Below are 26,158 nucleotides of genomic sequence, written 5' to 3' on the forward strand. Positions count from 1 at the left end.
GGCAGGAACGCACATGACGTACGCAGCCAGGGACGATACGACGCTCCCCAAACTGCTCGCACAGATGCGGTGGGTGGTGCTGGTGGACAAGCGTCAGCTCGCGGTGCTGCTGCTAGAGAACGAGGGACCGGTCGCTTCCGCGACGGACACGTTGGATACGCGCGGTGATAGCGACTATGAAAACCAGCCGGTCGACGCAGTGGAGCGGCTATGTCGGCGTTTGGCTGACCAGGCGGTGCGTCAGTGGGGTTTTATGCAGGGCCTCAAGCAGAAGCTCGGACCAGGTGTCGACGTGCGGATGAAGCTGGTGGAGTGGAACCGATGAGCTTTAATGGCTCTTCCGGAATCAGAGTGCATGGATCAGCTGAGCCAGGTTGCCGCAGTGCAGTAGTGAACGGATTCGGTAGTGGGTGAGGTTTCTGAATCCGAGGGCGTTACGGCATAGGGCTTCCAGTCGTCCGTTGATGGCTTCGGTGGGCCCGTTGGACGCGTGGTGGTCGAAGTAGGCCAGCACATCGTGGCGGCAGCGCCACAGGGTGCGGCCTAGTTTGGCCAGTTCCTCTAGTACGACAGGGACACCGGTTCCGGCGCTGACGGTGAGCAGCGCGGGGGCTTGCCGTACCCGGGTTTGTTGTTTGTAGTGCCGGGGCGGCTCGGTGATCAGGTCATTGGTAGGCGACGGCCCTCCCGTCGTCTCTTGCCGGAGTGCTACGGGAGGGCCGCCTGTGTGCGCTTGGAGGCGCAGTGGTCACCGTAGAAGCAGATGTCGATCAAGTCGAGCGTCGGCTGGCGGCCGGTGAGCTGAGCTGCCCGTCTTGCGGGGGTGTGCTGGCGGGCTGGGGCCGGGCTCGGTCGCGGCAGTTACGCGGCCCGGCTGGTCCGGTGGAGTTGTGCCCGCGTCGGTCGCGGTGCACCGGGTGCGGGGTGACGCATGTGTTGTTGCCGGTGAGCGCGTTGCTGCGCCGCGCCGACACGGCGGCGGTGATCGTGTCGGCGCTGGCGGCGAAGGCCACCAGCCGGGTCGGGTTCCGCCGGATCGCCACGGATGTGGCTCGCCCGGCGGAGACGGTGCGGGGCTGGCTGCGCCGGTTTGCCGAGCGTGTCGAGGCGGTGCGGTCGGTGTTCACGGTGTGGCTGTGCGCGGTCGATGCCGATCCGGTGATGCCGGATGCAGGTGGCGGCGGGTTCGTCGATGCGGTGGTGGCGATCGGCGCGCTCGCAGCTGCCATCGGGCGCCGGTTTTCGCTGCCCACGGTGTCGCTGGCTGAGACCGCGGTAGCGGTGTCAGGTGGGCGGTTGTTGGCGCCGGGCTGGCCCGGCGAGTGGGTGCAACACGAGTCGACCCTGCCGTAGCCGTCGATCGGGCCGTAAACCTGTGCGCTGTCGTGTGTTTTGACAGACAGCAAATGGAAAGGAGCGGCCGGTGGCGGTCGGCGATGACGAGGAGAAGGTGCGCGCGGAGCGCGCGAGGGCGATCGGGTTGTTTCGCTACCAGTTGATTTGGGAGGCCGCCGATGCGGCGCATTCCACCAAGCAGCGGGGAAAGATGGTGCGCGAGTTGGCCTCACGCGAGCACACCGATCCGTTCGGGCGGCGGGTGCGCATCAGCCGCCAAACCATCGACCGCTGGATCCGGGGCTGGCGGGCCGGCGGGTTCGACGCGCTGGTGCCCAACCCACGCCAGTGCACACCGCGTACCCCGGCCGAGGTGCTGGAGCTGGCGGTGGCGCTGCGGCGGGAAAACCCGCAGCGCACGGCGGCGGCAATCCGGCGGATCCTGCGTACCCAGTTGGGCTGGGCGCCCGATGAACGCACCCTGCAACGCAACTTCCACCGGCTCGGGCTCACCGGCGCCACCACCGGGTCGGCGCCGGCGGTGTTCGGCCGGTTCGAAGCCGAGCACCCGAACGCCCTGTGGACCGGGGATGTGTTGCACGGCATACGGATTGATCTCCGCAAGACCTATCTGTTCGCGTTCTTAGACGACCATTCCCGGTTGGTGCCCGGCTACCGGTGGGGCCATGCCGAGGACACGGTGCGGCTGGCCGCCGCACTGCGCCCGGCGCTGGCCTCCCGCGGCGTGCCCAACGCGGTGTATGTCGATAACGGCTCGCCCTATGTGGATGCGTGGTTGTTGCGGGCATGCGCGAAACTCGGTGTGCGCCTTGTTCATTCCACGCCAGGTCGGCCGCAAGGCAGGGGCAAGATAGAGAGGTTCTTCCGCACCGTGCGCGAGCAGTTCCTGGTCGAGATCACCGGCGAACCCGACGTCGTCGGCCGACATTACGTCGCTGATCTGGCCGAGTTGAATCGGCTGTTTACGGCCTGGGTCGAAACGGTTTATCACCGCAGCGTGCATTCCGAAACCGGGCAGACCCCGCTGGCCCGCTGGTCAGCCGGCGGCCCCATCCCGCTGCCCGCCCCCGAGACGCTCACCGAGGCCTTCCTGTGGGAGGAGCACCGCCGCGTGACCAAGACCGCCACCGTCTCGCTGCACGGCAACCGCTACGAGATCGACCCGGCGCTGGTCGGCCGGAAAGTGGAGTTGGTGTTCGACCCGTTCGATTTGACCCGCATCGAGGTGCGGCTGGCCGGCGCGCCGATGGGGCGGGCCATTCCGTATCACATCGGGCGCCATTCACACCCGAAAGCCAAACCCGAAACCCCCACCGCACCGCCCAAACCCAGCGGCATCGACTACGCGCAGTTAATCGAGACCGCGCACGCAGCCGAACTCGCCCGCGGCGTCAACTACACCGCCCTCACCGGGGCTGCCGATCAGATCCCCGGCCAGCTCGACCTGCTCACCGGCCAGGAGGCCCAACCGAAATGATGCACAAACTGATCTCGTATTACGGTTTTTCGCGCATGCCATTCGGCCGCGATCTGGCACCGGGCATGCTGCATCGCCACAGCGCGCACAACGAAGCGGTCGCCCGCATCGGCTGGTGCATCGCCGACCGCCGCATCGGCGTCATCACCGGCGAAGTCGGCGCCGGCAAGACCGTCGCCGTGCGCGCCGCACTAGCGAGCCTGGATCGCAGCCGCCACACCGTCATCTACCTGCCCGACCCCACCGTCGGCGTCCAGGGCATCCACCACCGCATCGTCGCCTCGCTCGGCGGACAACCCCTCACCCACCACGCCACCCTGGCCCCACAGGCCGCCGACGCGCTAGCCGCCGAACAAGCCGAGCGCGGACGCACCCCCGTCGTGGTCGTCGAGGAAGCGCACCTGCTCGGCTATGACCAACTGGAGGCGTTGCGGCTCTTGACAAATCACGACCTCGACTCGTCAAGCCCGTTCGCCTGCCTGCTCATCGGCCAACCCACCCTGCGGCGGCGGATGAAACTCGGCGTGCTCGCCGCGCTTGACCAGCGCATCGGACTCCGATATGCCATGCCGCCCATGACCGACACCAACACCGGCAGCTACCTACGCCACCACCTCAAGCTAGCCGGACGCGACGATGCCCTGTTCTCCGACGACGCCATCGGGTTGATCCACCAGACCAGCCGGGGCTACCCCCGCGCGGTCAACAACCTCGCCCTGCAAGCCCTCGTCGCCGCCTTCGCCGCCGACAAGGCCATCGTCGACGAATCCACCACCCGCACCGCCATCGCCGAAGTCACGGCAGACTGAACACCACACCGACACCCCGAACACCACCGACCCCGCCGGACATCTCCCGGCGGGGTCATTTCATGACCAAACGTCCTCACCGTCAACGCCGCCATCATGCTCATCCTGAATGCCGGTCAACAGACGCGGTGGCGACCCAGTCGTCGTAGTTTCCGTCCCCTCTCGGGGTTTTGGGTCTGACGACTCGGGCACGGCCGAAACACCGCGCGAAGGGCGGTTCAAGTTTCCGTCCCCTCTCGTGGTTTTGGGTCTGACGACTGGGAGGATGTCACTCGGACATAGCTGTCATCGGCGGTGTGTTTCCGTCCCCTCTCGGGGTTTTGGGTCTGAGGACATGGAGCAGTAGCGTGGCTGTGGTGTGGCGGGCGATATGCGTTTCCGTCCCCTCTCGGGGTTTTGGGTCTGACGACTGCTGCACCTCCCGCACCCGGTGCGATTCTGCGTCCAGTTTCCGTCCCCTCTCGGGGTTTTGGGTCTGACGACCCCGATAGTCGCGCTCGTCCATGTCCCACCATGAGGGTTTCCGTCCCCTCTCGGGGTTTTGGGTCTGACGACTACCTGATAGAAGCCGGAAAGCTCCGTGCCGTCAGGTTTCCGTCCCCTCTCGGGGTTTTGGGTCTGACGACGGCTTGTCATCGACTTCGGTGCCTGCGTCGGATGGTGTTTCCGTCCCCTCTCGGGGTTTTGGGTCTGACGACAATCGGCCCGCCAGGCGCGCCGTGACGCAATTACCAGTTTCCGTCCCCTCTCGGGGTTTTGGGTCTGACGACTCGCGGAAGTCCGCCGTGTCGGCGACGAGTGGATGCAAGTTTCCGTCCCCTCTCGGGGTTTTGGGTCTGACGACCTGGCGTATCCGTGGCTCTGTATGCCGCTGCTCGTCGTCGGGTTTCCGTCCCCTCTCGGGGTTTTGGGTCTGACGACTACAGGCGAAGTCAGCACCCTTAGGCCAGAGCCCGCGAGTTTCCGTCCCCTCTCGGGGTTTTGGGTCTGACGACGTCTGATCTGCCGGATTGTCAAGGGAGGTGCTGGTGTGCGTTTCCGTCCCCTCTCGGGGTTTTGGGTCTGACGACAATGAGAACCACAACAGCGAAAATCGTCGCCAGCATTGTTTCCGTCCCCTCTCGGGGTTTTGGGTCTGACGACATCAACGCAACTCTCATGATCGATGCCCTTTTCTGCGAGGGTTTCCGTCCCCTCTCGGGGTTTTGGGTCTGACGACACTCTCAACCGCGCCACGCTCAAAAAAAGTGTTATTGAGTTTCCGTCCCCTCTCGGGGTTTTGGGTCTGACGACTTCGGGAGCATGCCGCAGCTGCGGATGTGGTGCTGGATTTCGAGTTTCCGTCCCCTCTCGGGGTTTTGGGTCTGACGACACGTTGGAAGCGTTTCGAGCGTACGGACTTTCCGGATGCAGGTTTCCGTCCCCTCTCGGGGTTTTGGGTCTGACGACTTGACTCAGACCCCAGCGCCAACTTGCCCACCATCCGCGTTTCCGTCCCCTCTCGGGGTTTTGGGTCTGACGACTGCGTCAAGTGCGGCACCGCCGTCATGTCGGTGTCGAGTTTCCGTCCCCTCTCGGGGTTTTGGGTCTGACGACCATTAGTTGGTGTTGTGATCGCTAAACGCCGGGGCAGTTTCCGTCCCCTCTCGGGGTTTTGGGTCTGACGACCTATCCGCGGGAAGAGATCACGAATCCGGCGTCGAAGGGTTTCCGTCCCCTCTCGGGGTTTTGGGTCTGACGACATGCTGAGCTGAGGCGCCGGATGATGGTGGTGCTGAAGGTTTCCGTCCCCTCTCGGGGTTTTGGGTCTGACGACTGACAGGGTGCGGTGGTCGCTGATCGGCTCCCCGAGTTTCCGTCCCCTCTCGGGGTGAACCGCCCCGGTGAGTCCGGAGACTCTCTGATCTGAGACCTCAGCCGGCGGCTGGTCTCTGGCGTTGAGCGTAGTAGGCAGCCTCGAGTTCGACCGGCGGGACGTCGCCGCAGTACTGGTAGAGGCGGCGATGGTTGAACCAGTCGACCCAGCGCGCGGTGGCCAACTCGACATCCTCGATGGACCGCCAGGGCTTGCCGGGTTTGATCAGCTCGGTCTTGTATAGGCCGTTGATCGTCTCGGCTAGTGCATTGTCATAGGAGCTTCCGACCGCTCCGACCGACGGTTGGATGCCTGCCTCGGCGAGCCGCTCGCTGAACCGGATCGATGTGTACTGAGATCCCCTATCCGTATGGTGGATAACGTCTTTCAGGTCGAGTACGCCTTCTTGTTGGCGGGTCCAGATGGCTTGCTCGATCGCGTCGAGGACCATGGAGGTGGCCATCGTGGAAGCGACCCGCCAGCCCAGGATCCTGCGAGCGTAGGCGTCGGTGACAAAGGCCACGTAGGCGAACCCTGCCCAGGTCGACACATAGGTGAGGTCTGCTACCCACAGCCGGTTAGGTGCTGGTGGTCCGAAGCGGCGCTGGACGAGATCGGCGGGACGGGCTGTGGCCGGATCAGCGATCGTGGTCCTGCGGGCTTTGCCGCGGGTGGTCCCGGACAGGCCGAGTTTGGTCATCAGCCGTTCGACGGTGCATCTGGCCACCTCGATGCCCTCACGGTTCAGGGTTAGCCACACTTTGCGGGCACCGTAAACACCGTAGTTGGCGGCGTGGACGCGGCTGATGTGCTCCTTGAGTTCGCCATCGCGCAGCTCGCGGCGGCTGGGCTCCCGGTTGATGTGGTCGTAGTAGGTCGATGGGGCGATCGGCACACCCAGCTCGGTCAGCTGTGTGCAGATCGACTCGACACCCCACCGCAAACCATCGGGGCCCTCGCGGTGGCCCTGATGATCGGCGATGAACCGGGTAATTAGCGTGCTGGCCGGTCGAGCTCGGCCGCGAAGAAAGCCGACGCGGTCTTTAAAATCGCGTTCGCCCTTCGCAATTCGGCGTTGTCCCGCCGCAAGCGCTTCAGCTCAGCGGATTCTTCGGTCGTGGTCCCGGGCCGTGCGCCGGCATCGACCTGCGCCTGGCGCACCCACTTACGCACCGTCTCCGCGCAGCCAACACCAAGTAGACGGGCGACCTCACTGATCGCTGCCCACTCCGAATCGTGCTGACCGCGGATCTCTGCGACCATCCGCACCGCCCGCTCACGCAGCTCCGGCGGGTACCTCCTCGATGAACCACCTGACATGACCCCATCCTTTCCAAGAACTGGAGTCTCCGGACATGCCGGGGCGGTTCAGGGTTTTGGGTCTGACGACTCGCGGCGAGCACGTCTCACCCAGCAGGCGGTGAGGTTGGGTTTCCGTCCCCTCTCGGGGTTTTGGGTCTGACGACACGGACGAGCTGGACCGCATCAGCGATGCTGAGCTGAGGGTTTCCGTCCCCTCTCGGGGTTTTGGGTCTGACGACTTGTCTCAATCGTGCCGTCTGCGGTGACACGCTCCAAGTTTCCGTCCCCTCTCGGGGTTTTGGGTCTGACGACTCGACGATTGGGACATCGACATCGACGCGATCGTCGACGAGTTTCCGTCCTCTCTCGGGGTTTTGGGTCTGACGACGTGATCTTCTCTCCTGGCGAGGTCAAGGAAATCGATGTGGAGTTTCCGTCCCCTCTCGGGGTTTTGGGTCTGACGACCACCAGGATCAGCGCCAAGCCAGTTAGCGCAATCCAGTTTCCGTCCCCTCTCGGGGTTTTGGGTCTGACGACCTCCCGGACCATCTGCAGCTCGCCCGGGTCCATGCGGTTTCCGTCCCCTCTCGGGGTTTTGGGTCTGACGACCGGAGTCATCCGCGCGGGCCGGCGCGATTGTTGCCGGGTTTCCGTCCCCTCTCGGGGTTTTGGGTCTGACGACTGGCGATTTACGACGCTGACGGGAACTCGTGCGAATGTTTCCGTCCCCTCTCGGGGTTTTGGGTCTGATCCGCGAAATTCACTGCGCGTTATTCAAGGTTTCCGTCCCCTCTCGGGGTTTTGGGTCTGACGACCCGAGCCGACCATCCGCATCACACCGAAAGGGTTGGCGCAAGTTTCCGTCCCCTCTCGGGGTTTTGGGTCTGACGACACGTGGGGAGAGGGAATGGCAATGATGGTCGACGAAGTTTCCGTCCCCTCTCGGGGTTTTGGGTCTGACGACCTCGGACAGCATCTCCCCGGGCGGGCAGCAGATATCCCATGTTTCCGTCCCCTCTCGGGGTTTTGGGTCTGACGACCGACCCGTGGCCGCCAGGTTGCCGCCGCCGTTGCTCACCTGGTTTCCGTCCCCTCTCGGGGTTTTGGGTCTGACGACCCGGAAGTCAACTAGAGCGGGTGTCGAACGCTGCCCGGTTTCCGTCCCCTCTCGGGGTTTTGGGTCTGACGACATGCGAATCCGCTGTCAGCACATGGGATTCCGAGTGTTTCCGTCCCCTCTCGGGGTTTTGGGTCTGACGACCTAGGCGGCCCCGGCGAGGCTGGGGGCGGTTTCACGCGTTTCCGTCCCCTCTCGGGGTTTTGGGTCTGACGACGCGGAGCTGCGGCGCCGGATGATGGCGTTGCTCAAGAGCAGTTTCCGTCCCCTCTCGGGGTTTTGGGTCTGACGACTCAAAAACGGGGACGGCATGCTGCATGCCCTAACGTCGTGTTTCCGTCCCCTCTCGGGGTTTTGGGTCTGACGACCAGCGCAGACGGCAGCCCCGAGTACTCGCTCTCCTCAGGTTTCCGTCCCCTCTCGGGGTTTTGGGTCTGACGACAGGCTGAAATTGAAGCCGGAAATGACGACGCATTGGTGTTTCCGTCCCCTCTCGGGGTTTTGGGTCTGACGACCTAAGCCCGCTAATCCCGCACAAGTGGTCAGAAAAGTTTCCGTCCCCTCTCGGGGTTTTGGGTCTGACGACCTGATGATTGGTCGGCGTATGACGTGCTACTGAGGTGTTGTTTCCGTCCCCTCTCGGGGTTTTGGGTCTGACGACACCCCTGAGCCACGGCATGTGCACGGCTCCGTGTTCAAGTTTCCGTCCCCTCTCGGGGTTTTGGGTCTGACGACGAGGAGGACGCTGACTGATGGCACGACGCGTGGTGTAGTTTCCGTCCCCTCTCGGGGTTTTGGGTCTGACGACTCGGCGTGTCCTCTCGCAGCGTCGCCGTCCCCGATATGGGTTTCCGTCCCCTCTCGGGGTTTTGGGTCTGACGACTCGATGAATGATGCGCGCCAGCGGTAACGCGTGGGATGTGTTTCCGTCCCCTCTCGGGGTTTTGGGTCTGACGACTCTGAAAATTCGTGGTCAACGAATTGTCGTCGAAATGTTTCCGTCCCCTCTCGGGGTTTTGGGTCTGACGACACGGGCCGTGGGGCACTTACGGCGACGGCGCACATGTTTCCGTCCCCTCTCGGGGTTTTGGGTCTGACGACCCCCTAGCCACGCCTGCCGTGCCATGCCGCGCCGCGAGTTTCCGTCCCCTCTCGGGGTTTTGGGTCTGACGACACGACTAGGGGAGCGTGATCCAGAGCCGGCGACCCTCTATGGTTTCCGTCCCCTCTCGGGGTTTTGGGTCTGACGACGTGCAAGAATTCCGGGTTGCAGTGCAACACGGTTTTAAGTTTCCGTCCCCTCTCGGGGTTTTGGGTCTGACGACTCTATGGACAATTCGTCCAGCGTGTGGTAACAATGCCTGCTGATGATGTCAAAAGAACACAAACTCCTCTGCGCTGACAAGCCGTCCCCTTCCGTAGAACGTAACTGCCGCAACACCTCTTATCTTATAGATCCGGATGTTGTCGCAGTCGATGGCGAAGCGGTCGATACGTGCAACTAGTTTCGCGAGCTGGCCCTTCGTCAGCATCGCTTCGAATGCGGACTCTTGGACGCGATAGCCAAACCCGGCCAGGATCTTCGCAAGTGAAGCCCGCCGCCGGTTGTCGCTGATGTCGTATATTACGAGGACGAACATCTTGCCTATAGTGCCGCTGGACTCGTCCACTTTGAGCGGGAGATTGAAGTACTCCTCACGGCTGCGAGTGGGCATTTAGGCTCCGGATGGCTCGGAGGTGATATCGATATCGACGAGCCGCGACGGGTGCCCGGCTTCGATAACACGCACGAGGCTTTGCAGTTGCAAGTCGAGGGCGTACTGAAAGGTGTATCGGTGAGGATCGCCTTTGATGTAGGTGGCGGTTCGTGCGATTCGATTACCAAAGGCGCGCGCGATGGATCGTGTGGCTTCCCGTGTCGCGAAGACGGCCCCCGTGTCGGAGTTCTTGCTGAAAGCCCGGGTGTCGACCACACCGTCCGCGATCAATCGAAGTACGGTGTCATCGATGATCGGCGCCCGCCATACCTCCATGAGGTCGCTCGCCAACGTTGCGTGCCCTCGTGAATCCTGGTGTAGGAAACCGATATACGCGTTCAGGCTGTGACGCTCGATCGCCCCTATGATGTTCTTGTACAGCAGCGAATAGCCGAGGCTGACCATCGAGTTGAAGGCGTCCAACGGCGGCCGAGTCGAGCGGCCCTGGAATGCGAACTCCTGCGGGACGAGATGCCCCAGCGCGGTGAAGTATGCCTTTGCGGCATTTCCCTCGAACCCGTTCAACTCCGCCAGGGAGCCCGATCGATCGACCCAGGCCAGCGAGTGCTTCATCGTGCGGATGCTCTCAGCAACGTCTTGCCCCGACGTGTGTGCCCGAATCAAGGCCTGCTGATTCAGGATCTTCCTCGACACGATCCGCTTGCTTAACGACAGGCAGAACGCAGGATCGTCGGTGCGGTGAACTTGCTGACGGAGCCGCGGCGCGTATGACACGTCGGGTGTTGAGATCCGGCCCTGGTAGTGGCCGTCGGTCGTGAAGAGCTGGATGTCGCGCTCACGCTTGAGCATCTCAACGATGAAGGGCGTTGTCATCGTCGGCCGCCCAAACAGCGTGATGCCGTCCAGCGTCTCGATCGGATACTGGCTCTCGCCGAGCTCCTCGCTCCACACGATCACCCGGCCGTCGGCAAAGCTGATCCGCGACACGGAGTCCGAGACATACAGCTGCACCATCTTGCGCACCTGTTAGCCCAGCGGTGCCATATCAATCTGCCGGATGATCTCGTCGTTCAACCGGTCATAGAGCGTCAAATCAGCGCCTGTTTCGCGGGCGAGGATCTTCAGCAGTTGTTCTGGGAGAAGGCCGCCATCCTTCGTGATGCGATCCTCACTGATTGAGACGATCTCGTGTGCTGCGGTGTTGCGGACCCGGCTCTCGAACCTTCCGAGTACTTCAAGAGCACCAACTCGATCGGGTGCGAATTGGCGGAGCAGTGCGAGCCAGTCCTTGGTGTAGAGGTACCACTCCGCGTTTGGCGATTTCGGAGGGTGCTTGAGCGCGCACCGTATCTCCGGCTCTCTTTCCAGCTTTCGGCGGTCGACGCGGCCCATGTCGTCGAGATAGCGGTCCTCCGGAAGGTGTTTTGCCACAGCCGCCCTGAGCACGATAGTGATTGCCGGGGTAGCTGATCGTGCGAATTCAGCCCATTGCTCGCGCTTTGCCAGCAGCGCAAGAGCACTTATGTACTCAGCGACCTTGTTCGCGGGGTCATACGTGAACGCGGTGTCCTTAAAGAACTTTGGCGCTACGAGGTGTTCCAGCCTCGAGCGGTGCATCGCGCCGCGGATCAGATTGCTCACTTGATCGGGCAGGCGCGAGTCTGCCGCGATCGTCACTGCTGCCGAGTAGTCGTACGACACGATCAGCTGCTTCAGGTTGGCCCGCTCAAGCAGCGCGCCGAGCGCAGCGGAAGTCGCCTCAAAGCAACGGTTGGGGGCTCCAGGCTGATTGTCGTCGTTTGCGTCCCACATTAGTTCGAGGTCGTAAGCGTCTGGGGATTCACGATCGCCAGGCTTGCTCAATGCCCGGGCAGGCGTGCTTACTTGCACAGCGGTGGTCCTGGGAATGCCAAACACATTTATGGCCACCAGCGCCGCCTGCATCGCAGGGGTGCCGGAACTGGTATTCAGCAGAATGGTTCGATCAGGGAACTCAGCCGACAGTTCAACCAGGTGGTTGCGGAAAACCGGCACGAAAAGGTCGAACCTGTGCACCGACGGGTTGGTATAGGTGACTATGCGAACGTCGGTCTCAGGCGCGAGCCGCGTGATTGCCGCGGAGTACCGCCGGTCCGCGTTCTCAAAGGCAGCTATCTCGGCGCTGAGGAATAGCACGACAACTATTGGTCGATAGTGGCGGACGATGTGTAGCATCGGGCCGTCGCCGAGCGCGGTGATCGGGTCCGCAGTTCCGATAGGCGAGAACAGGATCATTCGGCTCTCCTGATCGACAGCTCGCACTGACCCATCTCGTAGCATATGTTGTCGATCTTGGTTCGCTTCAAGACAAGTGGTGAGACGCGTAGTTCGCGCGTCTTGTCGACGTGCTTGACTACCTTCCCGAACTGGGCGTCGAGCACCTTCGCCATGTCGTCTTGGTCGGTGACAAAGGTCTTGCTCCGATAGCCGGCTCCGCCGCCCAGATAGACAATTGGGCCAACTATCGCGTTCACGCCAGGGTACATGGCTCTGTACTCCGCGTAACGCGCCTGATTCACGGACGCGGCTGTCTCGGCCAGCGTTTCAAGGAACCGCTCGCCCTCACGCCAGCCGCCGCGAGCGGTGGGACTGGTGTCGACCACCACGCGGTGCGAGATTGAGGTTCCCGGCGCCAAACATTCCCGGAAGAGCGGCAGGCCATCAGGCTTGCCGTGGACATTCATGTCCATCTTCTGGCAGATCAGCAGATCGCTTGTTCTCAGTGCAGGTGAGTCGGTGACCCTGATCGCCTGAAACAGGTCGTTGACCGCGTCTTGCGGACGGGTGTTGGGGCGCCCCGATTTGCGCAACTCCTTCCGCTCAAACCTTTCGCCGTACTGCCGGTGCTCCCGCGTCTGGTGTCCCGGAACACGAACAGGTTGGGCCGTCCGCTTATGCACAAGCGACTGCAGGTAGATGCTGCGAAGCATTCCCTTGACAGTCGAACCCGGCACGTAGGGCCTTCCAAGAGGGTCTTTGATGAAAGCGTGAATCTCGTTGAGCGTAAGCTTCTTTCGAGTCATGCGCCCGCCTCGACCACGAGATGCACGTCGCGGTTCGATCGACCCGATCTTCACCTCGTAACCTCGATGCTTAGCAGGATCCAGCTTGACCGCGTTTGGCTCTACCCACTCTTTGAGTGGCGCCGTCGCCTGTGCCCCATCGGTGTTCATGACGAACGCTTCGAAAGACTTCCTCTTGTGAGCCGGAATGTCTGCGTAAAGAAGTTCCATGTCCGGGAAGTAGACCCGGTCGCCCTCCACGTGGTACTCCTTCGAGGTCCGCTTCTCGCCGGATCCGATAAACACCGGCCCCAGGCACCGCAGCGTGAGTTCGAACGGCTTCAGGTAGGTGTTCATGCGGCGGACTCCGGGAGTGCGAGAAATAGCGGTCGCGCGTAGCTGTAGACCGGATGGTTTCCGCCCAGGCTGACGTCGAGGATGCCTCCTTGGAAGGGTCGCGAGAAGACCGAGCCGGCGGCGAATTTGTAGATGTCGCGTTTGCGCAGGGGCATGTCAGCGTATGTGCTCGACGCGACGAATCCACTGCGCTTGACGAGGCGGTACGTCGCGCCGGCGAGTGCGGCTTCGAGCTCGTCGTCCGTGGGTAGGGATGTCGTGAGCGTCATCAGACTGGCCGCGTCGACTGTCGGCGTGAGTGCGGCGGGTGCTTCTGACTCGGTAAGGTTAAACGCTCCGAACCCGCTTGTCCGTTCGCCGCCCAGCGCGGAGATCCCTTTCAACAGCCTGGTGAGTAGGCCGAGCTCGGACTCGGATCCGGTCGCCAGCAACCACAGACCCGCGTCCAGCTCGAACCGGAAGTAGCCGACACGGTACGGGTCGGCGTCTTTCTTTCCGTTGTGGATCGCTGCCTTCGCTGACACGGCGTGGACACCGATCTTGGTCTGCCGCGCCGCGAGTTCTTTCAGGTCGGCCGTGCCATCGAGGAAGCTGCCAAGCTGGGCAGCGGGAAGAAAGCCGATCTTCTTCGCCAGCTTCTTCTGCATACTTGAGCCGTCGGACCGAACGCTGTGCAGGGGCTTGGGAACCAGGTAATCGGGCCCCACATAGGGCAGCAGATCGGTCAACCGCAGCGTCGAGCACGCAACGAGTTCGCCAAGCAGCTGCTGGCCACCCATCCGTAGCGCTTCAACGCAAAGCGCAGAGTAGAGGGTGTCCGCGGGGCAGCTAATCGTGGACGACTCGAGGCCGTGGTCGCCGAAGTGTGTGCGGTCGAAGTCGAACCTAAACAGCCGCGAGTTCATGGTTTAGCTTCTCCAGCAGAGAACCGTCGAGGGCGCCGACTGCGGCGCGGGCTTTCAGGTTGCTGAACTTGACCTGCCCGTAGCCACGGGTTCCGCTGCCGCCGAGGTAGTCGAGTTCGAGCAACTTCAGGCCGCGCGCGATGGCGTTGAAGTCCTCGATGATCTCATCAGAGGAAGGCAGAGACGCCTTCTGTTCCTCGCCGGGGGTGCCGAAGGAGACCTCGTAGACAAGTGAGAACGCGAACTCGCTGCCGGGGATCACGCGTTCCATCTGGCGAAGGTTTGCCTTTGCGGTCACCCGGTTGATGGCGTTCTCGAATTTCACCTCGGTGAGAGTCTTAGCGCCGCGGGCTTCGAGGTCGTCTTTGTTGGTGAGCTTCGTGTCGCGGAAGACGAGTCGGCCCGTCATGTACTCCTCGGTGTCGCCGAAAAGCCGACGGATATGGGCGTGGTCCTCATTCGGCTTCCTGTAAAACGTTTCTGTGTCGGCGCCGTATTGGCGGGACAGCAAGGTGCGGACCTTGCCCTTCAGGCTGGTACCCGGAATCATCGGCAGCCTGCTCAGCGGATCACGAACGACAGGCTTGTCGACCGCGCCGATGGCGGAGAAGCCATCGCCGGCCCCGATCTGCAGGCCCGTCAGGACGGTCAGTGTCCCGGTTATCTCGATCTTGGCGTAGCTCGTAGTCATTGGGTTGTCTCACTTGTCCTTCGGATCGAGGTACTTCTTGTATGCGGCTAGGGCTTCCATGTACCGGCAGAATCGCAGCAGCCCGTCGCGGCTATCGCCTATCCCTTCCAGCGCTTCTAGGAGTTTCGCGTTTCGGACGAATGTCTTAACCGCGTCTTCACGCCCGGACTGGTAGACGAACCGGACCCGCAGGTACTGGACCTTCTCCTTCAGCTGACGCGGGAGCGTGGGGTTGGCGCTCTGCTGCGCCTCGTCGAAGAGCTGTGCGGTCAGGCTGAGTAGCACCCGCAGCTGGGTTGTGGTCAGCTCGAAGCCGTTCTTTTTCTTTGGCAGGCCGCGAATTACTTCGGCCTGTTTCACATAGTCGTCTTGGATGACGCTCATTCGGACTCCTCCTTGCGAGTGCGATAGATGTAGAGGTGCAGCGCGGTCTTGAGTTGCTTGGCGTCTGTCGGATCTTGGAACCATTGGTGTAGCCGGTTAGCAAACTGCTGAAAAGGCGCTGTGTCACCGGTGGGGTTACGCATGCGCGTGAGGAAGTACACCCATCTGGCCTTTGTGATTCGATCGTCGCGTTCGGCGAGTAGTTCGAGCAGCTTGTAGATGAAGGCCATGCCGCGTTCTTCGTTGCCACTGAAATAGTCGGCGATGTGCCGGTACTTCTCCTCGATCACCTTGCTGAGCAGCTCATCCCAGCCGAAGGTGAACTCGCGATCGAAGAGTGCAACCCCGTTCTTGCCGGGCAGCGACTTCGCCGCGTCTTCGAGATCTCCGACTTCGCGGGCCATCACGGAGATGGGGTACTTGTCGGGGAACATGCCGATGCCAGCCGACACGGTGAGTTTGCCCTGGGTGAATTCGTGGAACCGCTCCCGAAGCTCGATCCCGAACTCGATGACGTCGTCCCACGCGCCCACGACGAAGACGTCATCGCCACCGGAGTAGATGATCGTGGCCTCGCGGGGCCGCGCCGGGTCATCGCCGGTGATCGGGCGCAGTTTCGGGCGTGCCAACACGTAGTTGATGTGCTGCCGGAAGAACAACGACAGCATCCGGGAGAACGCGGCCGTGCGGCTAATCGTGTTGAACTTGCCGTTGCCTTGCTCCATGAAGCCGTGCGTGAATGCCTGGCCCAGGTTATCGACGTCAAGGCGCAGAACCCCGAGGCGCGCGATTCCGCTCGCACGCTTCACGTAGTCACCGAACTCCATCTGTGCGACGTAGTCGCCCACCCAGAGCCCGGTGCCCAAACACTCGCCGGCGAAGAACTTGTTCTTCGCGTACCGCCTTCGGGTTTGGGGTTGCTGGAGTGCCTTATCGGCGTCGGCTCGGCTACAGAACGTGAGTGTGGCGCCGAACGGCAGGGGCAGACCTTTGGTGGCGCCGTCAGAGATGAGTAGGAAGCGGCGAGACTCGGATTGAATCTGCGAAGACGCAGCGGTCAGCGCTTGGCACAGGCTGCACTTTGGCTCGTCGTCGGCGCTGACCGTGCGGTTGACCGTGTGGCACACGCTGCATTCCCGGTCACCTTTCTGACCGTCGTGATCGCGCGAGTTGAGTTCCCGCAGTTGGTCAGCGCTGTATCGGGCGAGCTTCTTCGCGGAAAGTTGCTCGCTCAACTCACGGTAGAGCCCGCTGTAGCGGAGGGCGCGGTTACTTGCCTGGCTCGCACTCTCGTTCGGCCGACGCATCAGGTCGTTCGCGGCAAGCGGTACGCTGCCCGTGGCGATGAAGAGCCGGGTTGCGAAGTTTTCCAGCAGCCAGTCGTTGGCCTCACGCTCGAACTGTTCGACGGATTTCCGCGCGGACTCCGTGTTGGGCAGCAGCAGGTACGCGTGCCCGCCGCCGGAGTAGTTGAGATTCGCGCGGCTGAGACCCACCCGCGCAAGTAGCTCGTCGATGAGATGCTCGGTCAGCATCTCCAGGTAGAAGCTGCGGGCACGCAGCATCTTCGCGGCACCCGAGGAATGGATCGTGTAGATGAAGTCCTGGATGCCTGAGACGTCGAAAGTTGTGAGCAGGAAGGCTTTTTCGTTGTAGAAGGTGTCCTGCTTGTCGAACAGCGCTGACTTGAAGTCGCTTTGTCCGGTGGCTTGTAGGTAGTGCCAGATGCAGGCGCCGAGCGCACCCGTCAGCTTCAGGTGGTCGAAGAGTGAGACGTCGACGACCTCGGACGCGTCGGTCGAGGACGGCACGAACGACAGCGTCGCCTCGAGGACGTTGAGGAGGCTGGCGAGGTAGGTGTCGGAACGTTCGAGGTCGACCAGAATGGCTTTAAGTTTGTTGACGATGGCGGCGTAGCGGTCCTTGTCGAATTCGATCCGGCGTGGCGACGGTATATTGATCGGCTTGCGGTCGTCGAGCATCTCCGGGGCAAATGCCAGATTCGCTGTGCCGGAGCCGAATCGGTTGAACATCGAATACAGGGGCGTGTCCGGATCCCAAGTGCTCGCACCATGGCCGTCGTCGGAGTCGGCCTTGCGGCGGTCGGTTCCGGCCGCGATATTGTCGGCGATGTAGGCGATGTAGGCCGGCGCATCGGCGGCAAGGCGGCCATTCTCGGCCGCCGTACGCAGCGCAGAACTGTGGTGATAGCTGATCGCGTCGAGAATGCGGCGGTCGGAGACCCCAATGTCAGCCTCATCCACCTCGTCGGTGAACTGCGACGGATTGCGGCTGTCGCGCAACCACACCTTCTTCATAAAAGCGCGGCCAATCGCACTGTGCCTGCCCGGGTAGCCGAGCGCCGCGCGCTGGACCGGTTTGCCAATGTCGTGCAAGAGGCAGCCGATTATGGCCTCGATGAGTTGCGGGTTCATGGCTTCGGTACGCATTTTTCCCTCGGTGCCAGTGGCTGGACCCGGATCGCGCCCATCCCCATGGATGCCTTTATTCCGCATCCCGAGAACTCCCCGAACCACAACAGCGCCGCGATATAGCTCGCAAAAGTATCCACACCGCGGACGGTGAACGTGGCCGAGCCGGTGAAGCCGGGAACACGCGCCGCGCCCACCGCGAACGGGGCCGACGCCACCCGGAACGCGGAGAGGCGAACCGACTGACCGAATTCGGCGATGAGGCCAGGATCGGGCTCTTCGCCGTCGACAATTGCACCGTACTTCTGCGCGAGACTCTGAAACACGAGCCGCGGATCCGGCCAGAACACGTACTCGCCGGATTGCTTGAATGCGGTAGGCGTCAGGAACTCGACCCGGAACTTGCGCGTCTCGGGCCGCGCGTAGAAAATGCGCGCGAATTGACTTAGCGGGTTCTGCTCCAGCGATCGCGACGTGACCTGTGTCGCTATCCCGCTCGCACGGAGCCGAAAACCCGCAAACGCCGCGTCGTTGATAGGTCCGACGATCTGCTGCCGCGCCTCGTTCGTCAGCGTGCTGATCTTCCACTCCAAAGATGTGGTCGAGCGGGCCAGCGCGTACTGACTGTACGGGTTCACCGGCACGGTGTGGAGGGTCTGCACATAATCGGCCGGGATCGACTCCATGAGGACGCCATGAAGATGCGGCCCCAGGGTCGCCACCCTCGCGCGTTCGAGCGGGGCATCAACCTCTAGAGTCAGCGTCAATCGCGACAAGTGTTCCGTCATCCGGCGATCTCCTCGGTGAGAAAAGCCCACCAGAATAAGCGTTGGTGAAATCCAGGTCAAGCCTGATTCCGCCGCACTCGCGCGATGTCGGCCTCGGGGCTGGCCACTCCGACGTAGCAGATCCGTCCTTCTGATGCCGCCTCGGCGAGCAGCCAAGGGATGGCTTCCTAACGAGCCGGGGTTGTAGCGGTGGGCGCCGGCCGCGCGGAGGATGGCGCCGCCAATGCTGCTGTTGCCCGCGCCGTCAATTGACGCCAGCAGGGACCGAACCGACAGCAGATCACTCGCAGCGCCGACTGGGCGTACAGCTCAGACCCAAGCGATGCCGCCCAGTCAACCCACGGCCTCGCGGACCCGGGCGGCGACCTCGGCCAGCGCGGCCTCGTCGTGCACCGGCTCCGCCAGCTGCGGCGTCAGCGGCAGCTGCACCCAGCTGGTGCAACCGCCGTACTCGGGCCTACGCGCCAGCCGGACCGGCTCGGCCAGCGGGATCGCGCAGACCACCAAGACGGCCAGTTTGTGCTTGGGCCGAAAGTCGAGCCGGTCGGCGCGCACCGACTCGGCGGTCCAGATGTGCAGATCCTCGATGGCGTCCAGACCCTCTGGCCGGTTAACCGGCAGTGCGGCAACAACTTTCGCTGCGGCCCGCAGTAGCACACACTCGTCGGTGCTGTCGGCGGCCGCCGGGCCCAGCAGGTCGCGGTGCTCGGGGCGAACCCGCTCGGCGTGGCTGTGCGCGACCGTCGGGAACAACAAGAACTCGTGGGCCGCCACCTCGAAGCGCTTCTCGCCGATCCCGCCCTTACGCAGCAGCACCGTCTGCCGGCCGTCCAGCAGCGCGTGCACCGCCGCGCTCCACTCCTTCAGCGCTGGCGTCACCACGATCCCGCGAGCCGGACCGATGTCCGAATGACGCCAGCACCGCAGGGTTCCGAGGGGACGCCGATCATCTCCGAGACGTTTTGCCCCGGGAAGTTCCATTGGTCCTGCTGAATCAGGCCGGTCATCCAGTGCATCCAATAGTGATGACAGTACTCGTGTCTTGCTCACCACCACAGCCGGATTCGTGCCCAACTGCTCTCATCTAGTCGATTCAGCCGCGTCCAGCCGCAACCGTGCCAGCGGAACGGCACGATCGCCGGCAGGTTGATCAGGACCGCAGCACCGCCAGCGCGTTCTCCACTTCGCGGCGGTGCCGTTCGTCGCAGGCGGCCCACCGCTGCTCGTCGGCGTCGAGGTCAGTGAGGAACGCAAATCGCTTCCGAACGCGAGCTTCCCAGGCAGCCATAGCGACAGGACGGGTCAGCACGCCGATCGAGTCGGGCTGGAAGTCGTGCTCGCTGCGGGCGGCGAGGACGTCTTCGACGCGTAGTGGCCGGGTGCCGCGCCGGTCATCGACGACATCACCCCACACCTTGAGCACCCACAGCCGCCGCACGAGCGGTTCGTCAATCGTTCGCGAGGCGAAGTGGTTCAGGTCGTACAGGTCCCGTGCCAGCGCAACGCGGCGGTACCGCGCGAGTTTCTCTGCGCAGGCTTCCGCTTCTGCCACGACCGGCAGTGTCGGCAGCCCAAAACCGTAAGCCTTATGGATCGGCAACTGGATGAATGCGAGCAGCTCAGACGGCAAAGCCAACGGCCGCCGTGCGAACTCGACGCTGGCGACGATCCGGGGCTCGCCCAATTCCGTGTGCCGCACCCGCAACTGCCAATGCCGGCCGTCGCCTCGTGTGCTCTGCACGCCGAATTCGAAGCCGCCGACACGGGCGCCGTCGATCAGCTCGCACACCTCCAGCACGACCTCATCGTCGGGCGCGCTGAAGTCCAGATCAGTGGAGAACCGCCCGACGTTGCCCAGCCGGCACTTCCGTAAGCTGGTACCGCCTTTGAACACCAGGCGGTTATCGCCGAACTGGACGGTCTGCGACAGCAGGTACAGCAGGTGGTCCTGGGCGACGTCGAGCAGAGCGGCGTCGTATGCCTCGGCCCGACCAAGAGCGTGACGCGCAACGAGCGCACGGGTCAGACCGGCCACAGTCACGCCTTGCCGATCACGCGCAGCAGCGGTACGACGAGCTCGTCGACAAGCTGATACTCGGGAGCCCAGACACTCTCGCCACGGTCGCGGCTGTGCGCGGTGGTGAATCGAGTCACCGGCATCACTTCGGTGTGCCGCTTGGCCAGCAGCGCCTGGCCTCGTGCCGGTTCACCGCCCGAGTCCAGCAGGTAGCTTGCACGCTGCCAGGCCGATGTCGGCCGGCCCGACAGTAGACGCTCCAGGCGCTCGTCACTGCAGTCGGCGACGAGGTCGTCAAGGTGGGGGACAAGGTCGGCCCACGGCCCGAACGAGGCCGGGCGCGTGGCGATTTGCACAAGTAATGCTTCTGGTCCTAGCGCCGGTAACCCGGTCGCCCACGCGACGAGGTCGAGCCGCCGCCGGACCAGCAACGCGGGACGCGGAGCCAGCAGTGCGGTGTCCGCCGCGTTCCAGGGGATGCGCACGACGGACACATACGATGCTAGGCCGTCGGGCAGCCTTTTGGCCGGCGGCAGCCAGATCGGGATGCGGCCGTCGGGTTGGCGGTCCAGGTATCCGAGGTGCCACGCTGCGGATGCACCGGCCAGCATGAAGCCCGCGTTCTGGTCACGGGCCAGCCACGAGCGCAGCGGTAGATACGGGTCCGAGATGGCGGCCTCGCCGGGGGGAATGAATGCCCAGGTGCCTTTCACCGGCAGTTGGACCAGCCACCCAATGCGGCGCAGTTCGCGGATGGCGGAGTCGGGGTCGCGTCCACACCCAGCCTCTGTAAGCCGTTGCGTCAGATCCTCTTTCGTGACGACTACGGGCCGATCGCGAGCGAGGCCGGACACCACCCGTGACGCCCACGTGGGGATGCGCCGATCGGCGCCGGCTGGGCTCACCACCGAACTTGAATTCACACCGGAAACTATACTATATCTGTACGCAACAATGTTCAAACTCAAGAAATCACTTGATTTAGGAACGGGCTTCGGTCAGTGACAGTACGAAACCCGTTCCAAACTCAAGTGCCCTGTACGGGCTGGCGGCGATGCGGTGCAACGGCGAGAGACAAAACGCGCTTCGCGGACGACCGGCCGACGCGCCGGAGAGTCGCCAAGAACGTCACCCCTGAAATCAAGTGGGACCAGGATGCACTGACGCGTTGCTCGGACCAGTCACCCAGGCGATGCGCCTCGGCTCAAAAACTCAACCCACGGCCTCGCGGACCCGGGCGGCGACCTCGGCCAGCGCGGCCTCGTCGTGCACCGGCTCCGCCAGCTGCGGCGTCAGCGGCAGCTGCACCCAGCTGGTGCAACCGCCGTACTCGGGCCTACGCGCCAGCCGGACCGGCTCGGCCAGCGGGATCGCGCAGACCACCAAGACGGCCAGTTTGTGCTTGGGCCGAAAGTCGAGCCGGTCGGCGCGCACCGACTCGGCGGTCCAGATGTGCAGATCCTCGATGGCGTCCAGACCCTCTGGCCGGTTAACCGGCAGTGCGGCAACAACTTTCGCTGCGGCCCGCAGTAGCACACACTCGTCGGTGCTGTCGGCGGCCGCCGGGCCCAGCAGGTCGCGGTGCTCGGGGCGAACCCGCTCGGCGTGGCTGTGCGCGACCGTCGGGAACAACAAGAACTCGTGGGCCGCCACCTCGAAGCGCTTCTCGCCGATCCCGCCCTTACGCAGCAGCACCGTCTGCCGGCCGTCCAGCAGCGCGTGCACCGCCGCGCTCCACTCCTTCAGCGCTGGCGTCACCGCGATCCCGCGAGCCGGGCAGCCACGTCGGGTCGGCGCAACGGCGGGACGGTCTTCGGCGGCTGCCGCCGGGGCGGCAGGGCGTCCAGCAACCGCGTCGTCGTCGCGGTCACCTCGGCGACGGCGGCCTCAAACGCCTCGGCGGTGGCCGCCGACGGGTGCGTGATGCCACTGACCTTGCGCACATACTGGCGCGCCGCCGCCGCGATCTCGACGGGCGTGGCCGGGGGTTGCAGCCCGCGCAGTTCGGTGATGTTGCGGCACATGCCCTCAACGATAGGCGCGGCTACCAGACGGTGACCGGTCGTGGGTGCCGATGACTGCGTAGCCGCCGGTCCTTGGTCACCAGCCGCCAGCCGTGTTCGATCGCGGTGGCGTAGATCAACCGGTCGGCCGGATCGCCGGGGAACGACGAGGGCAGCGCCACCGCCGTGGCGGCGACCGAGGGCGTGATACCGACGGTGCGAACGTGCTCGGCCAGCTGCTGAAGCCAGGACAGCACCGGAATCGCCAGTTGGATGCGTTCCTGTTCGGCAAGCCAAGCCAGCTCGAACCACGAAATCGCGGCGACGGCGAGCTCGTCGGCGTGTTCGATGGCCTGGCTCGCCGCCATGCTGAGACGCTGCGGCTCGGCCGACCACCAGTAGGCCACATGCGAGTCGAGCAGCACCGTCGTCATGAAACGTTCCACGAAACCCCGGTGGTGAAGAGTTCGTCGTCATCCACGGCCGCCATCGCCACACCCGAGAATCGACCCTTCAGCGCGTGCGGCCCCGTCGCTGCCACCAGCCGGGCCACGGTGCGGCCGTGTTTGGTGATCTCGATCTCCTCGCCCTGGGCCACTTCATCAAGCAAGGAGAGGATCTTCGCCTTCACCTCCGTAGCGGTCATTTTTCTGGTCATCAGGACAGTCTAACGGTCCTGTTACGGTGATCGAATGACCGACGACATCCTGCTGATCGACACCGACGAACGGGTGCGAACCCTCACCCTCAACCGGCCGCAGTCCCGCAACGCGCTCTCGGCGGCGCTACGGGATCGGTTTTTCGCGGCGTTGGCCGACGCCGAGGCCGACGACGACATCGACGTCGTCATCCTCACCGGCGCCGATCCGGTGTTCTGCGCCGGACTGGACCTCAAGGAGCTGGCCGGGCAGACCGCGCTGCCGGACATCTCACCGCGGTGGCCGGCCATGACCAAGCCGGTGATCGGCGCGATCAACGGCGCCGCGGTCACCGGCGGGCTCGAACTGGCGCTGTACTGCGACATCCTGATCGCCTCCGAGCACGCCCGCTTCGCCGACACCCACGCCCGGGTGGGCCTGCTGCCCACCTGGGGACTCAGCGTACGCTTGCCGCAAAAGGTCGGCATCGGCCTGGCCCGGCGGATGAGCCTGACCGGCGACTACCTGTCCGCGACCGACGCGTTGCGGGCCGGCCTGGTCACCGAGGTGGTGGCCCACGACCAGCTGCTGCCCACCGCCCGCCGGGTGGCGGCGTCGATCGTCGGCAACAACCAGAACGCGGTGCGGGCATTGCTGGCGTCCTACCACCGCATCGACGAGTCTCAGACCGCCGCCGGGCTGTGGCTGGAAGCCTGCGCGGCCAAGCAATTTCGCACTAGCGGCGATACCATCGCCGCCAACCGCGAAGCCGTGCTGCAGCGCGGCCGCGCGCAGGTGCGTTAGCGGCGATCGCAAGCGCGGCGAAGCCGGGTGCTGGGGGTACCTCCCGCGTGCGGGGGACGGGTCGCCGCCATCAGCCCTTCAGCGAAGCCGGGTCTCGGTGCGGCTGTTGAAGAGGCGCACCTCCTGCGAGTGCGGCACGATCGCCAACGACTCACCCACCCGCACCGCGGTACGCCGGTCGGTGCGGAACACGATGCGCGGTGCGCGTGACGACCAGCCCCGCTGGTCGACCGGCGTTGCGTAGACGAAGGATTCGAAGCCGAGCTCCTCCACCAACTCGACGTGCACGGTCAACGATCCCGGGGTGCCGATCGATGCCACGTCCCAGGACTCCGGCCGCACGCCGACCAGCACCCGCTCGGCCGCCGGGTCCGGAACCGGTATCGCCAAATCCGGTGCCCGCACCACACCGTGGGCGACGGCGGCGTCGATGAGGTTCATCGCCGGCGCGCCGATGAACGTGGCGACAAACGTGTTGACCGGGTCGTCATACAGCGCCCTCGGCGTGTCAACCTGTTGCAGCACACCGTCTTTGAGCACCGCCACCCGGTCGCCCATCGTCATCGCCTCCACCTGATCGTGGGTGACGTAGACGGTGGTGGTGCCCAACCGACGCTGCAATCCGGAGATCTGTGAGCGGGTGCTCACCCGCAGCTTGGCGTCCAGATTCGACAGCGGCTCGTCCATGCAGAACACCCGGGGCCGGCGCACGATCGCCCGGCCCATCGCCACCCGCTGCCGCTGCCCGCCGGAGAGCTTGGCGGGCTTGCGGTCCAGCAGATCCGTCAGCTCCAGCATGTCGGCGACTTCCAGCACCCGCCGGCGGGTGTCCGCGCGCGACATCCCGGCGTTTCGCAGCGCGAACCCCATGTTGGCGGCCACCGTCATGTTCGGGTACAGCGCGTAGTTCTGGAACACCATCGCCACGTCACGCGCCCGCGGCGGCAGATGCGTCACATCCACGTCGCCGATGCTGATGCGCCCGCTCTCAATGGGTTCCAGCCCGGCCAGCACGCGCAGCGTGGTGGACTTGCCGCAACCGGACGGACCGACCAGAACCAGAAACTCCCCGTCGGCGATGTCGAGGTCCAAGTTGTCGACGGTCGGCGCGTCGGCGCCGGGATAGCGCTGGGTGACAGCAGAGTACTGAACGTTAGCCATGCCCCGCCAGCTTCCGCATGATCTGCCGATCCAGGATGACCTGCAACCGTTTTTGGATGTTCGTGAAGGTCTTGGTCACGTCGGCTCCGCGCAGCCCGATGGATTCCAGGCCGGCGGAGATGATCCGGTCACCACCGGGCAGGAAAACCCGTGCGTAGTCTTGTGTCCGGGTGTGTGGCAGCTGGTCGAGCGCCACCCGCGCACGGGGATTGTCCGCCAGATAGTGCCGTTCGCTGGCATCGTCGACGGCGGACTTGCGCACCGGCAGATAGCCGGTTTGCTGGCTGAAGTAGGCGGTGTTCGTCGGGTTGGTGACGAATGCGATGAACTTGAGCGCGTTGACTTTTCGCTCCTCGGAGAGCTTGGCCGGTATCGCCAGCCCCGCACCGCCCGTCGGACAGGCGGGCGCTGCGTCCGGGCCCGTGGGCAGCGGTGCGGCGCCGAAGTCGAATCGGGCAGATGCGGTGATGCCGGCCAGCGAGCCGGTGGATGCCACGGCCGAGGCCAGGATTCCGGTGGCGAACTCGTTGGCAATATCGTTGGCGACCGCCGCATAACCCTTGCCATGGATGGAGTTCCGATAGAAGTTGCCGGCCGCGATCGTGGCGGGCTCGGTCAATGTCAATGTCCACTTGTCGGAGTAGGCACCGCCGAATGCCCAGTTCGGTCCCTGAAACGTCCACGAGATGAGGTCGGCGTTAGCCCAGCCGTGCGCCGATCGACCGGCGCCGACCACGCGCTGTAACTCCGGACCCCACTCGTCGAACTCTGACCAGGATTGCGGTCCGCGGTCGGGTAGGCCGGCCTGTTGCCACGCCGCCTTGTTGTAGTAGAACAGCGGCGTCGAGCGAGCATACGGCACAGCGTAATGGCGGCCGTTGAACTCATAGTCGGCCAGCAGCGAATCGACGTAATCCGTTGTGTCCACCCCAACTTGGCCGAACAGGTCGTCAAGGGCAGTGAGAACACCGCTGAGGGCGAAATGGAACCACCATCGGTCGTCGAGCAAAACGACGTCGGGCACGTCGGTTCCGATGAGCGCCGCATTGAATTTCTGTGCCACCTCGTCGTAGTCCTTGCCGGCGTCGATCAGCTTGACCGACAGAGTGGGGAATCGGTCCTGGAAACGACCGATCAGCTCCCGTTCCGCCGCGCTGGATTGGCCGGGATGACTGGACCAGAAGTCGATTGGGCCGGAACCGGACTTCACCGAACCGCCGCCGCCCATCCCGGCGCAGCCGGCGGTCACGCCGGCGGCGGCAGCGGCCAGCGCGAGGAATTGTCGGCGGTTCAGCGGGTCCAT

24 protein-coding genes, 1 pseudogene and 2 CRISPR repeat arrays are annotated in these 26,158 nt (G+C 64.0%); of the genes and pseudogenes, 5 read left to right on the forward strand and 20 right to left on the reverse strand.

The genetic code is table 11. The features are described 5' to 3' along the window. Positions 1-13 precede the first annotated feature (13 nt). Positions 14-325, forward strand: a complete 312-nt coding sequence (locus tag FF952_RS14840) for a hypothetical protein (protein ID WP_003414190.1) — start codon at positions 14-16, stop codon at positions 323-325. A gap of 21 nt (positions 326-346) precedes the next feature. On the opposite strand, the pseudogene FF952_RS14845 reads toward FF952_RS14840, so the two are convergent. Beyond that, positions 347-586 (reverse strand): annotated as a pseudogene (locus tag FF952_RS14845) (transposase); the annotation flags it as partial. A gap of 158 nt (positions 587-744) precedes the next feature. Here FF952_RS14845 and FF952_RS14850 point away from each other — a divergent pair. The 3 genes from FF952_RS14850 to FF952_RS14860 all read left to right on the forward strand — a co-directional run bounded on the left by FF952_RS14850 (position 745) and on the right by FF952_RS14860 (position 3,642). Continuing rightward, positions 745-1,353 carry a hypothetical protein gene (locus FF952_RS14850; RefSeq protein ID WP_003414195.1) on the forward strand — a complete coding sequence of 203 codons (609 nt, stop codon included), beginning with the start codon at positions 745-747 and terminating at the stop codon, positions 1,351-1,353. A 70-nt stretch (positions 1,354-1,423) separates the two neighbouring features. Further along, positions 1,424-2,833 (forward strand): DDE-type integrase/transposase/recombinase, encoded by a 1,410-nt coding sequence (locus FF952_RS14855; protein WP_003414198.1) that lies wholly within the window; start codon positions 1,424-1,426, stop codon positions 2,831-2,833. Beyond that, positions 2,830-3,642 (forward strand): ExeA family protein, encoded by an 813-nt coding sequence (locus tag FF952_RS14860; protein ID WP_003414201.1) that lies wholly within the window; start codon positions 2,830-2,832, stop codon positions 3,640-3,642. Before FF952_RS14855 ends, FF952_RS14860 begins: the two co-directional genes overlap by 4 nt. A gap of 148 nt (positions 3,643-3,790) precedes the next feature. Then, positions 3,791-5,458: a CRISPR direct-repeat array (repeat unit 36 nt; unit sequence GTTTCCGTCCCCTCTCGGGGTTTTGGGTCTGACGAC). A 97-nt stretch (positions 5,459-5,555) separates the two neighbouring features. On the opposite strand, the gene FF952_RS14865 is transcribed toward FF952_RS14860, so the two are convergent. The 17 genes from FF952_RS14865 to FF952_RS14945 all read right to left on the reverse strand — a co-directional run bounded on the left by FF952_RS14865 (position 5,556) and on the right by FF952_RS14945 (position 22,898). After that, a protein-coding gene (locus FF952_RS14865; RefSeq protein ID WP_087902221.1) for an IS3-like element IS6110/IS987 family transposase occupies positions 5,556-6,817 on the reverse strand; the annotation gives its coding sequence in 2 pieces (ribosomal slippage) (positions 5,556-6,529 and positions 6,529-6,817; 1,263 coding nt in all). A gap of 110 nt (positions 6,818-6,927) precedes the next feature. Then, a CRISPR array of direct repeats spans positions 6,928-9,241; the repeat unit is 36 nt; unit sequence GTTTCCGTCCCCTCTCGGGGTTTTGGGTCTGACGAC. Positions 9,242-9,289: 48 nt separating this feature from the next. Continuing rightward, positions 9,290-9,631, reverse strand: coding sequence for a CRISPR-associated endonuclease Cas2 (cas2, locus tag FF952_RS14870; RefSeq protein WP_003414276.1), 342 nt, complete (start codon positions 9,629-9,631; stop codon positions 9,290-9,292). After that, positions 9,632-10,648: a CRISPR-associated endonuclease Cas1 gene (gene cas1, locus FF952_RS14875; RefSeq protein ID WP_003414279.1), complete on the reverse strand. Its 1,017-nt coding sequence runs from the start codon at positions 10,646-10,648 to the stop codon at positions 9,632-9,634. 12 nt (positions 10,649-10,660) lie between these two features. Next, complete coding sequence (gene csm6 / locus FF952_RS14880) at positions 10,661-11,908, reverse strand: type III-A CRISPR-associated CARF protein Csm6 (protein WP_003899494.1); 1,248 nt, start codon at positions 11,906-11,908, stop codon at positions 10,661-10,663. Next, positions 11,905-13,032: a type III-A CRISPR-associated RAMP protein Csm5 gene (gene csm5, locus FF952_RS14885; protein WP_003414285.1), complete on the reverse strand. Its 1,128-nt coding sequence runs from the start codon at positions 13,030-13,032 to the stop codon at positions 11,905-11,907. The genes csm6 and csm5 overlap by 4 nt, the downstream gene beginning before the upstream one ends. Next, positions 13,029-13,937 (reverse strand): type III-A CRISPR-associated RAMP protein Csm4, encoded by a 909-nt coding sequence (gene csm4 / locus FF952_RS14890; RefSeq protein ID WP_003414288.1) that lies wholly within the window; start codon positions 13,935-13,937, stop codon positions 13,029-13,031. The genes csm5 and csm4 overlap by 4 nt, the downstream gene beginning before the upstream one ends. Continuing rightward, positions 13,918-14,628, reverse strand: coding sequence for a type III-A CRISPR-associated RAMP protein Csm3 (gene csm3, locus FF952_RS14895; RefSeq protein WP_003414292.1), 711 nt, complete (start codon positions 14,626-14,628; stop codon positions 13,918-13,920). Before csm3 ends, csm4 begins: the two co-directional genes overlap by 20 nt. A gap of 9 nt (positions 14,629-14,637) precedes the next feature. Beyond that, positions 14,638-15,012, reverse strand: coding sequence for a type III-A CRISPR-associated protein Csm2 (gene csm2 / locus FF952_RS14900; protein WP_003414296.1), 375 nt, complete (start codon positions 15,010-15,012; stop codon positions 14,638-14,640). After that, the gene (cas10, locus tag FF952_RS14905; RefSeq protein WP_003900580.1) at positions 15,009-17,447 is read right to left on the reverse strand and encodes a type III-A CRISPR-associated protein Cas10/Csm1; all 2,439 of its coding nucleotides are present in this window, start codon (positions 17,445-17,447) and stop codon (positions 15,009-15,011) included. Before cas10 ends, csm2 begins: the two co-directional genes overlap by 4 nt. Further along, complete coding sequence (gene cas6, locus FF952_RS14910; protein WP_003917092.1) at positions 17,444-18,232, reverse strand: CRISPR-associated endoribonuclease Cas6; 789 nt, start codon at positions 18,230-18,232, stop codon at positions 17,444-17,446. The genes cas10 and cas6 overlap by 4 nt, the downstream gene beginning before the upstream one ends. Before the next feature lie 333 nt (positions 18,233-18,565). Further along, complete coding sequence (locus tag FF952_RS14915; RefSeq protein WP_003904931.1) at positions 18,566-19,111, reverse strand: DUF1802 family protein; 546 nt, start codon at positions 19,109-19,111, stop codon at positions 18,566-18,568. Between the two features lie 271 nt (positions 19,112-19,382). Then, positions 19,383-20,267 carry a nucleotidyl transferase AbiEii/AbiGii toxin family protein gene (locus FF952_RS14920; protein ID WP_003414409.1) on the reverse strand — a complete coding sequence of 295 codons (885 nt, stop codon included), beginning with the start codon at positions 20,265-20,267 and terminating at the stop codon, positions 19,383-19,385. Positions 20,268-20,269: 2 nt separating this feature from the next. Further along, positions 20,270-21,157: a type IV toxin-antitoxin system AbiEi family antitoxin gene (locus FF952_RS14925; RefSeq protein WP_003414414.1), complete on the reverse strand. Its 888-nt coding sequence runs from the start codon at positions 21,155-21,157 to the stop codon at positions 20,270-20,272. 304 nt (positions 21,158-21,461) lie between these two features. Beyond that, a complete protein-coding gene (locus FF952_RS14930; protein WP_003904931.1) occupies positions 21,462-22,007 on the reverse strand; it encodes a DUF1802 family protein in 546 nt (181 codons plus the stop codon). After that, positions 22,004-22,273, reverse strand: a complete 270-nt coding sequence (locus tag FF952_RS14935; protein ID WP_003414489.1) for a DUF2277 domain-containing protein — start codon at positions 22,271-22,273, stop codon at positions 22,004-22,006. The genes FF952_RS14930 and FF952_RS14935 overlap by 4 nt, the downstream gene beginning before the upstream one ends. Positions 22,274-22,293: 20 nt before the next feature. Beyond that, complete coding sequence (locus FF952_RS14940) at positions 22,294-22,686, reverse strand: type II toxin-antitoxin system VapC family toxin (protein ID WP_003414492.1); 393 nt, start codon at positions 22,684-22,686, stop codon at positions 22,294-22,296. Continuing rightward, positions 22,683-22,898 (reverse strand): type II toxin-antitoxin system Phd/YefM family antitoxin, encoded by a 216-nt coding sequence (locus tag FF952_RS14945; RefSeq protein WP_003414495.1) that lies wholly within the window; start codon positions 22,896-22,898, stop codon positions 22,683-22,685. Before FF952_RS14945 ends, FF952_RS14940 begins: the two co-directional genes overlap by 4 nt. A 46-nt stretch (positions 22,899-22,944) precedes the next feature. Between FF952_RS14945 and FF952_RS14950 the strand changes: the two genes are divergently transcribed. Continuing rightward, positions 22,945-23,694 carry an enoyl-CoA hydratase gene (locus FF952_RS14950; protein WP_003414497.1) on the forward strand — a complete coding sequence of 250 codons (750 nt, stop codon included), beginning with the start codon at positions 22,945-22,947 and terminating at the stop codon, positions 23,692-23,694. 78 nt (positions 23,695-23,772) lie between these two features. Here the strand turns inward: FF952_RS14950 and FF952_RS14955 are convergent, their stop codons facing one another. Then, on the reverse strand, positions 23,773-24,855 hold the full coding sequence (locus FF952_RS14955; RefSeq protein WP_003414499.1) for an ABC transporter ATP-binding protein: 1,083 nt from the start codon (positions 24,853-24,855) through the stop codon (positions 23,773-23,775). Continuing rightward, positions 24,848-26,158, reverse strand: a complete 1,311-nt coding sequence (locus FF952_RS14960; protein WP_003414501.1) for an ABC transporter substrate-binding protein — start codon at positions 26,156-26,158, stop codon at positions 24,848-24,850. Before FF952_RS14960 ends, FF952_RS14955 begins: the two co-directional genes overlap by 8 nt.

Origin of the sequence: Mycobacterium tuberculosis complex sp. N0072, assembly GCF_030323725.1 — a bacterium.
Taxonomy (GTDB): Bacteria; Actinomycetota; Actinomycetes; order Mycobacteriales; family Mycobacteriaceae; genus Mycobacterium; species Mycobacterium tuberculosis.

Coding starts and splice junctions, on each gene's coding strand:
- cas6 (WP_003917092.1), bottom strand. CDS start 18,232: ATGACGGAACACTTGTCGCGATTGACGCTGACTCTAGAGGTTGATGCC.
- csm4 (WP_003414288.1), bottom strand. CDS start 13,937: ATGAACTCGCGGCTGTTTAGGTTCGACTTCGACCGCACACACTTCGGC.
- FF952_RS14945 (WP_003414495.1), bottom strand. CDS start 22,898: ATGACCGCTACGGAGGTGAAGGCGAAGATCCTCTCCTTGCTTGATGAA.
- cas1 (WP_003414279.1), bottom strand. CDS start 10,648: ATGGTGCAGCTGTATGTCTCGGACTCCGTGTCGCGGATCAGCTTTGCC.
- FF952_RS14860 (WP_003414201.1), top strand. CDS start 2,830: ATGATGCACAAACTGATCTCGTATTACGGTTTTTCGCGCATGCCATTC.
- csm6 (WP_003899494.1), bottom strand. CDS start 11,908: ATGATCCTGTTCTCGCCTATCGGAACTGCGGACCCGATCACCGCGCTC.
- FF952_RS14955 (WP_003414499.1), bottom strand. CDS start 24,855: ATGGCTAACGTTCAGTACTCTGCTGTCACCCAGCGCTATCCCGGCGCC.
- FF952_RS14960 (WP_003414501.1), bottom strand. CDS start 26,158: ATGGACCCGCTGAACCGCCGACAATTCCTCGCGCTGGCCGCTGCCGCC.
- cas10 (WP_003900580.1), bottom strand. CDS start 17,447: ATGAACCCGCAACTCATCGAGGCCATAATCGGCTGCCTCTTGCACGAC.
- csm5 (WP_003414285.1), bottom strand. CDS start 13,032: ATGAACACCTACCTGAAGCCGTTCGAACTCACGCTGCGGTGCCTGGGG.
- csm2 (WP_003414296.1), bottom strand. CDS start 15,012: ATGAGCGTCATCCAAGACGACTATGTGAAACAGGCCGAAGTAATTCGC.
- FF952_RS14950 (WP_003414497.1), top strand. CDS start 22,945: ATGACCGACGACATCCTGCTGATCGACACCGACGAACGGGTGCGAACC.
- FF952_RS14940 (WP_003414492.1), bottom strand. CDS start 22,686: ATGACGACGGTGCTGCTCGACTCGCATGTGGCCTACTGGTGGTCGGCC.
- FF952_RS14840 (WP_003414190.1), top strand. CDS start 14: ATGACGTACGCAGCCAGGGACGATACGACGCTCCCCAAACTGCTCGCA.
- csm3 (WP_003414292.1), bottom strand. CDS start 14,628: ATGACTACGAGCTACGCCAAGATCGAGATAACCGGGACACTGACCGTC.
- FF952_RS14935 (WP_003414489.1), bottom strand. CDS start 22,273: ATGTGCCGCAACATCACCGAACTGCGCGGGCTGCAACCCCCGGCCACG.
- cas2 (WP_003414276.1), bottom strand. CDS start 9,631: ATGCCCACTCGCAGCCGTGAGGAGTACTTCAATCTCCCGCTCAAAGTG.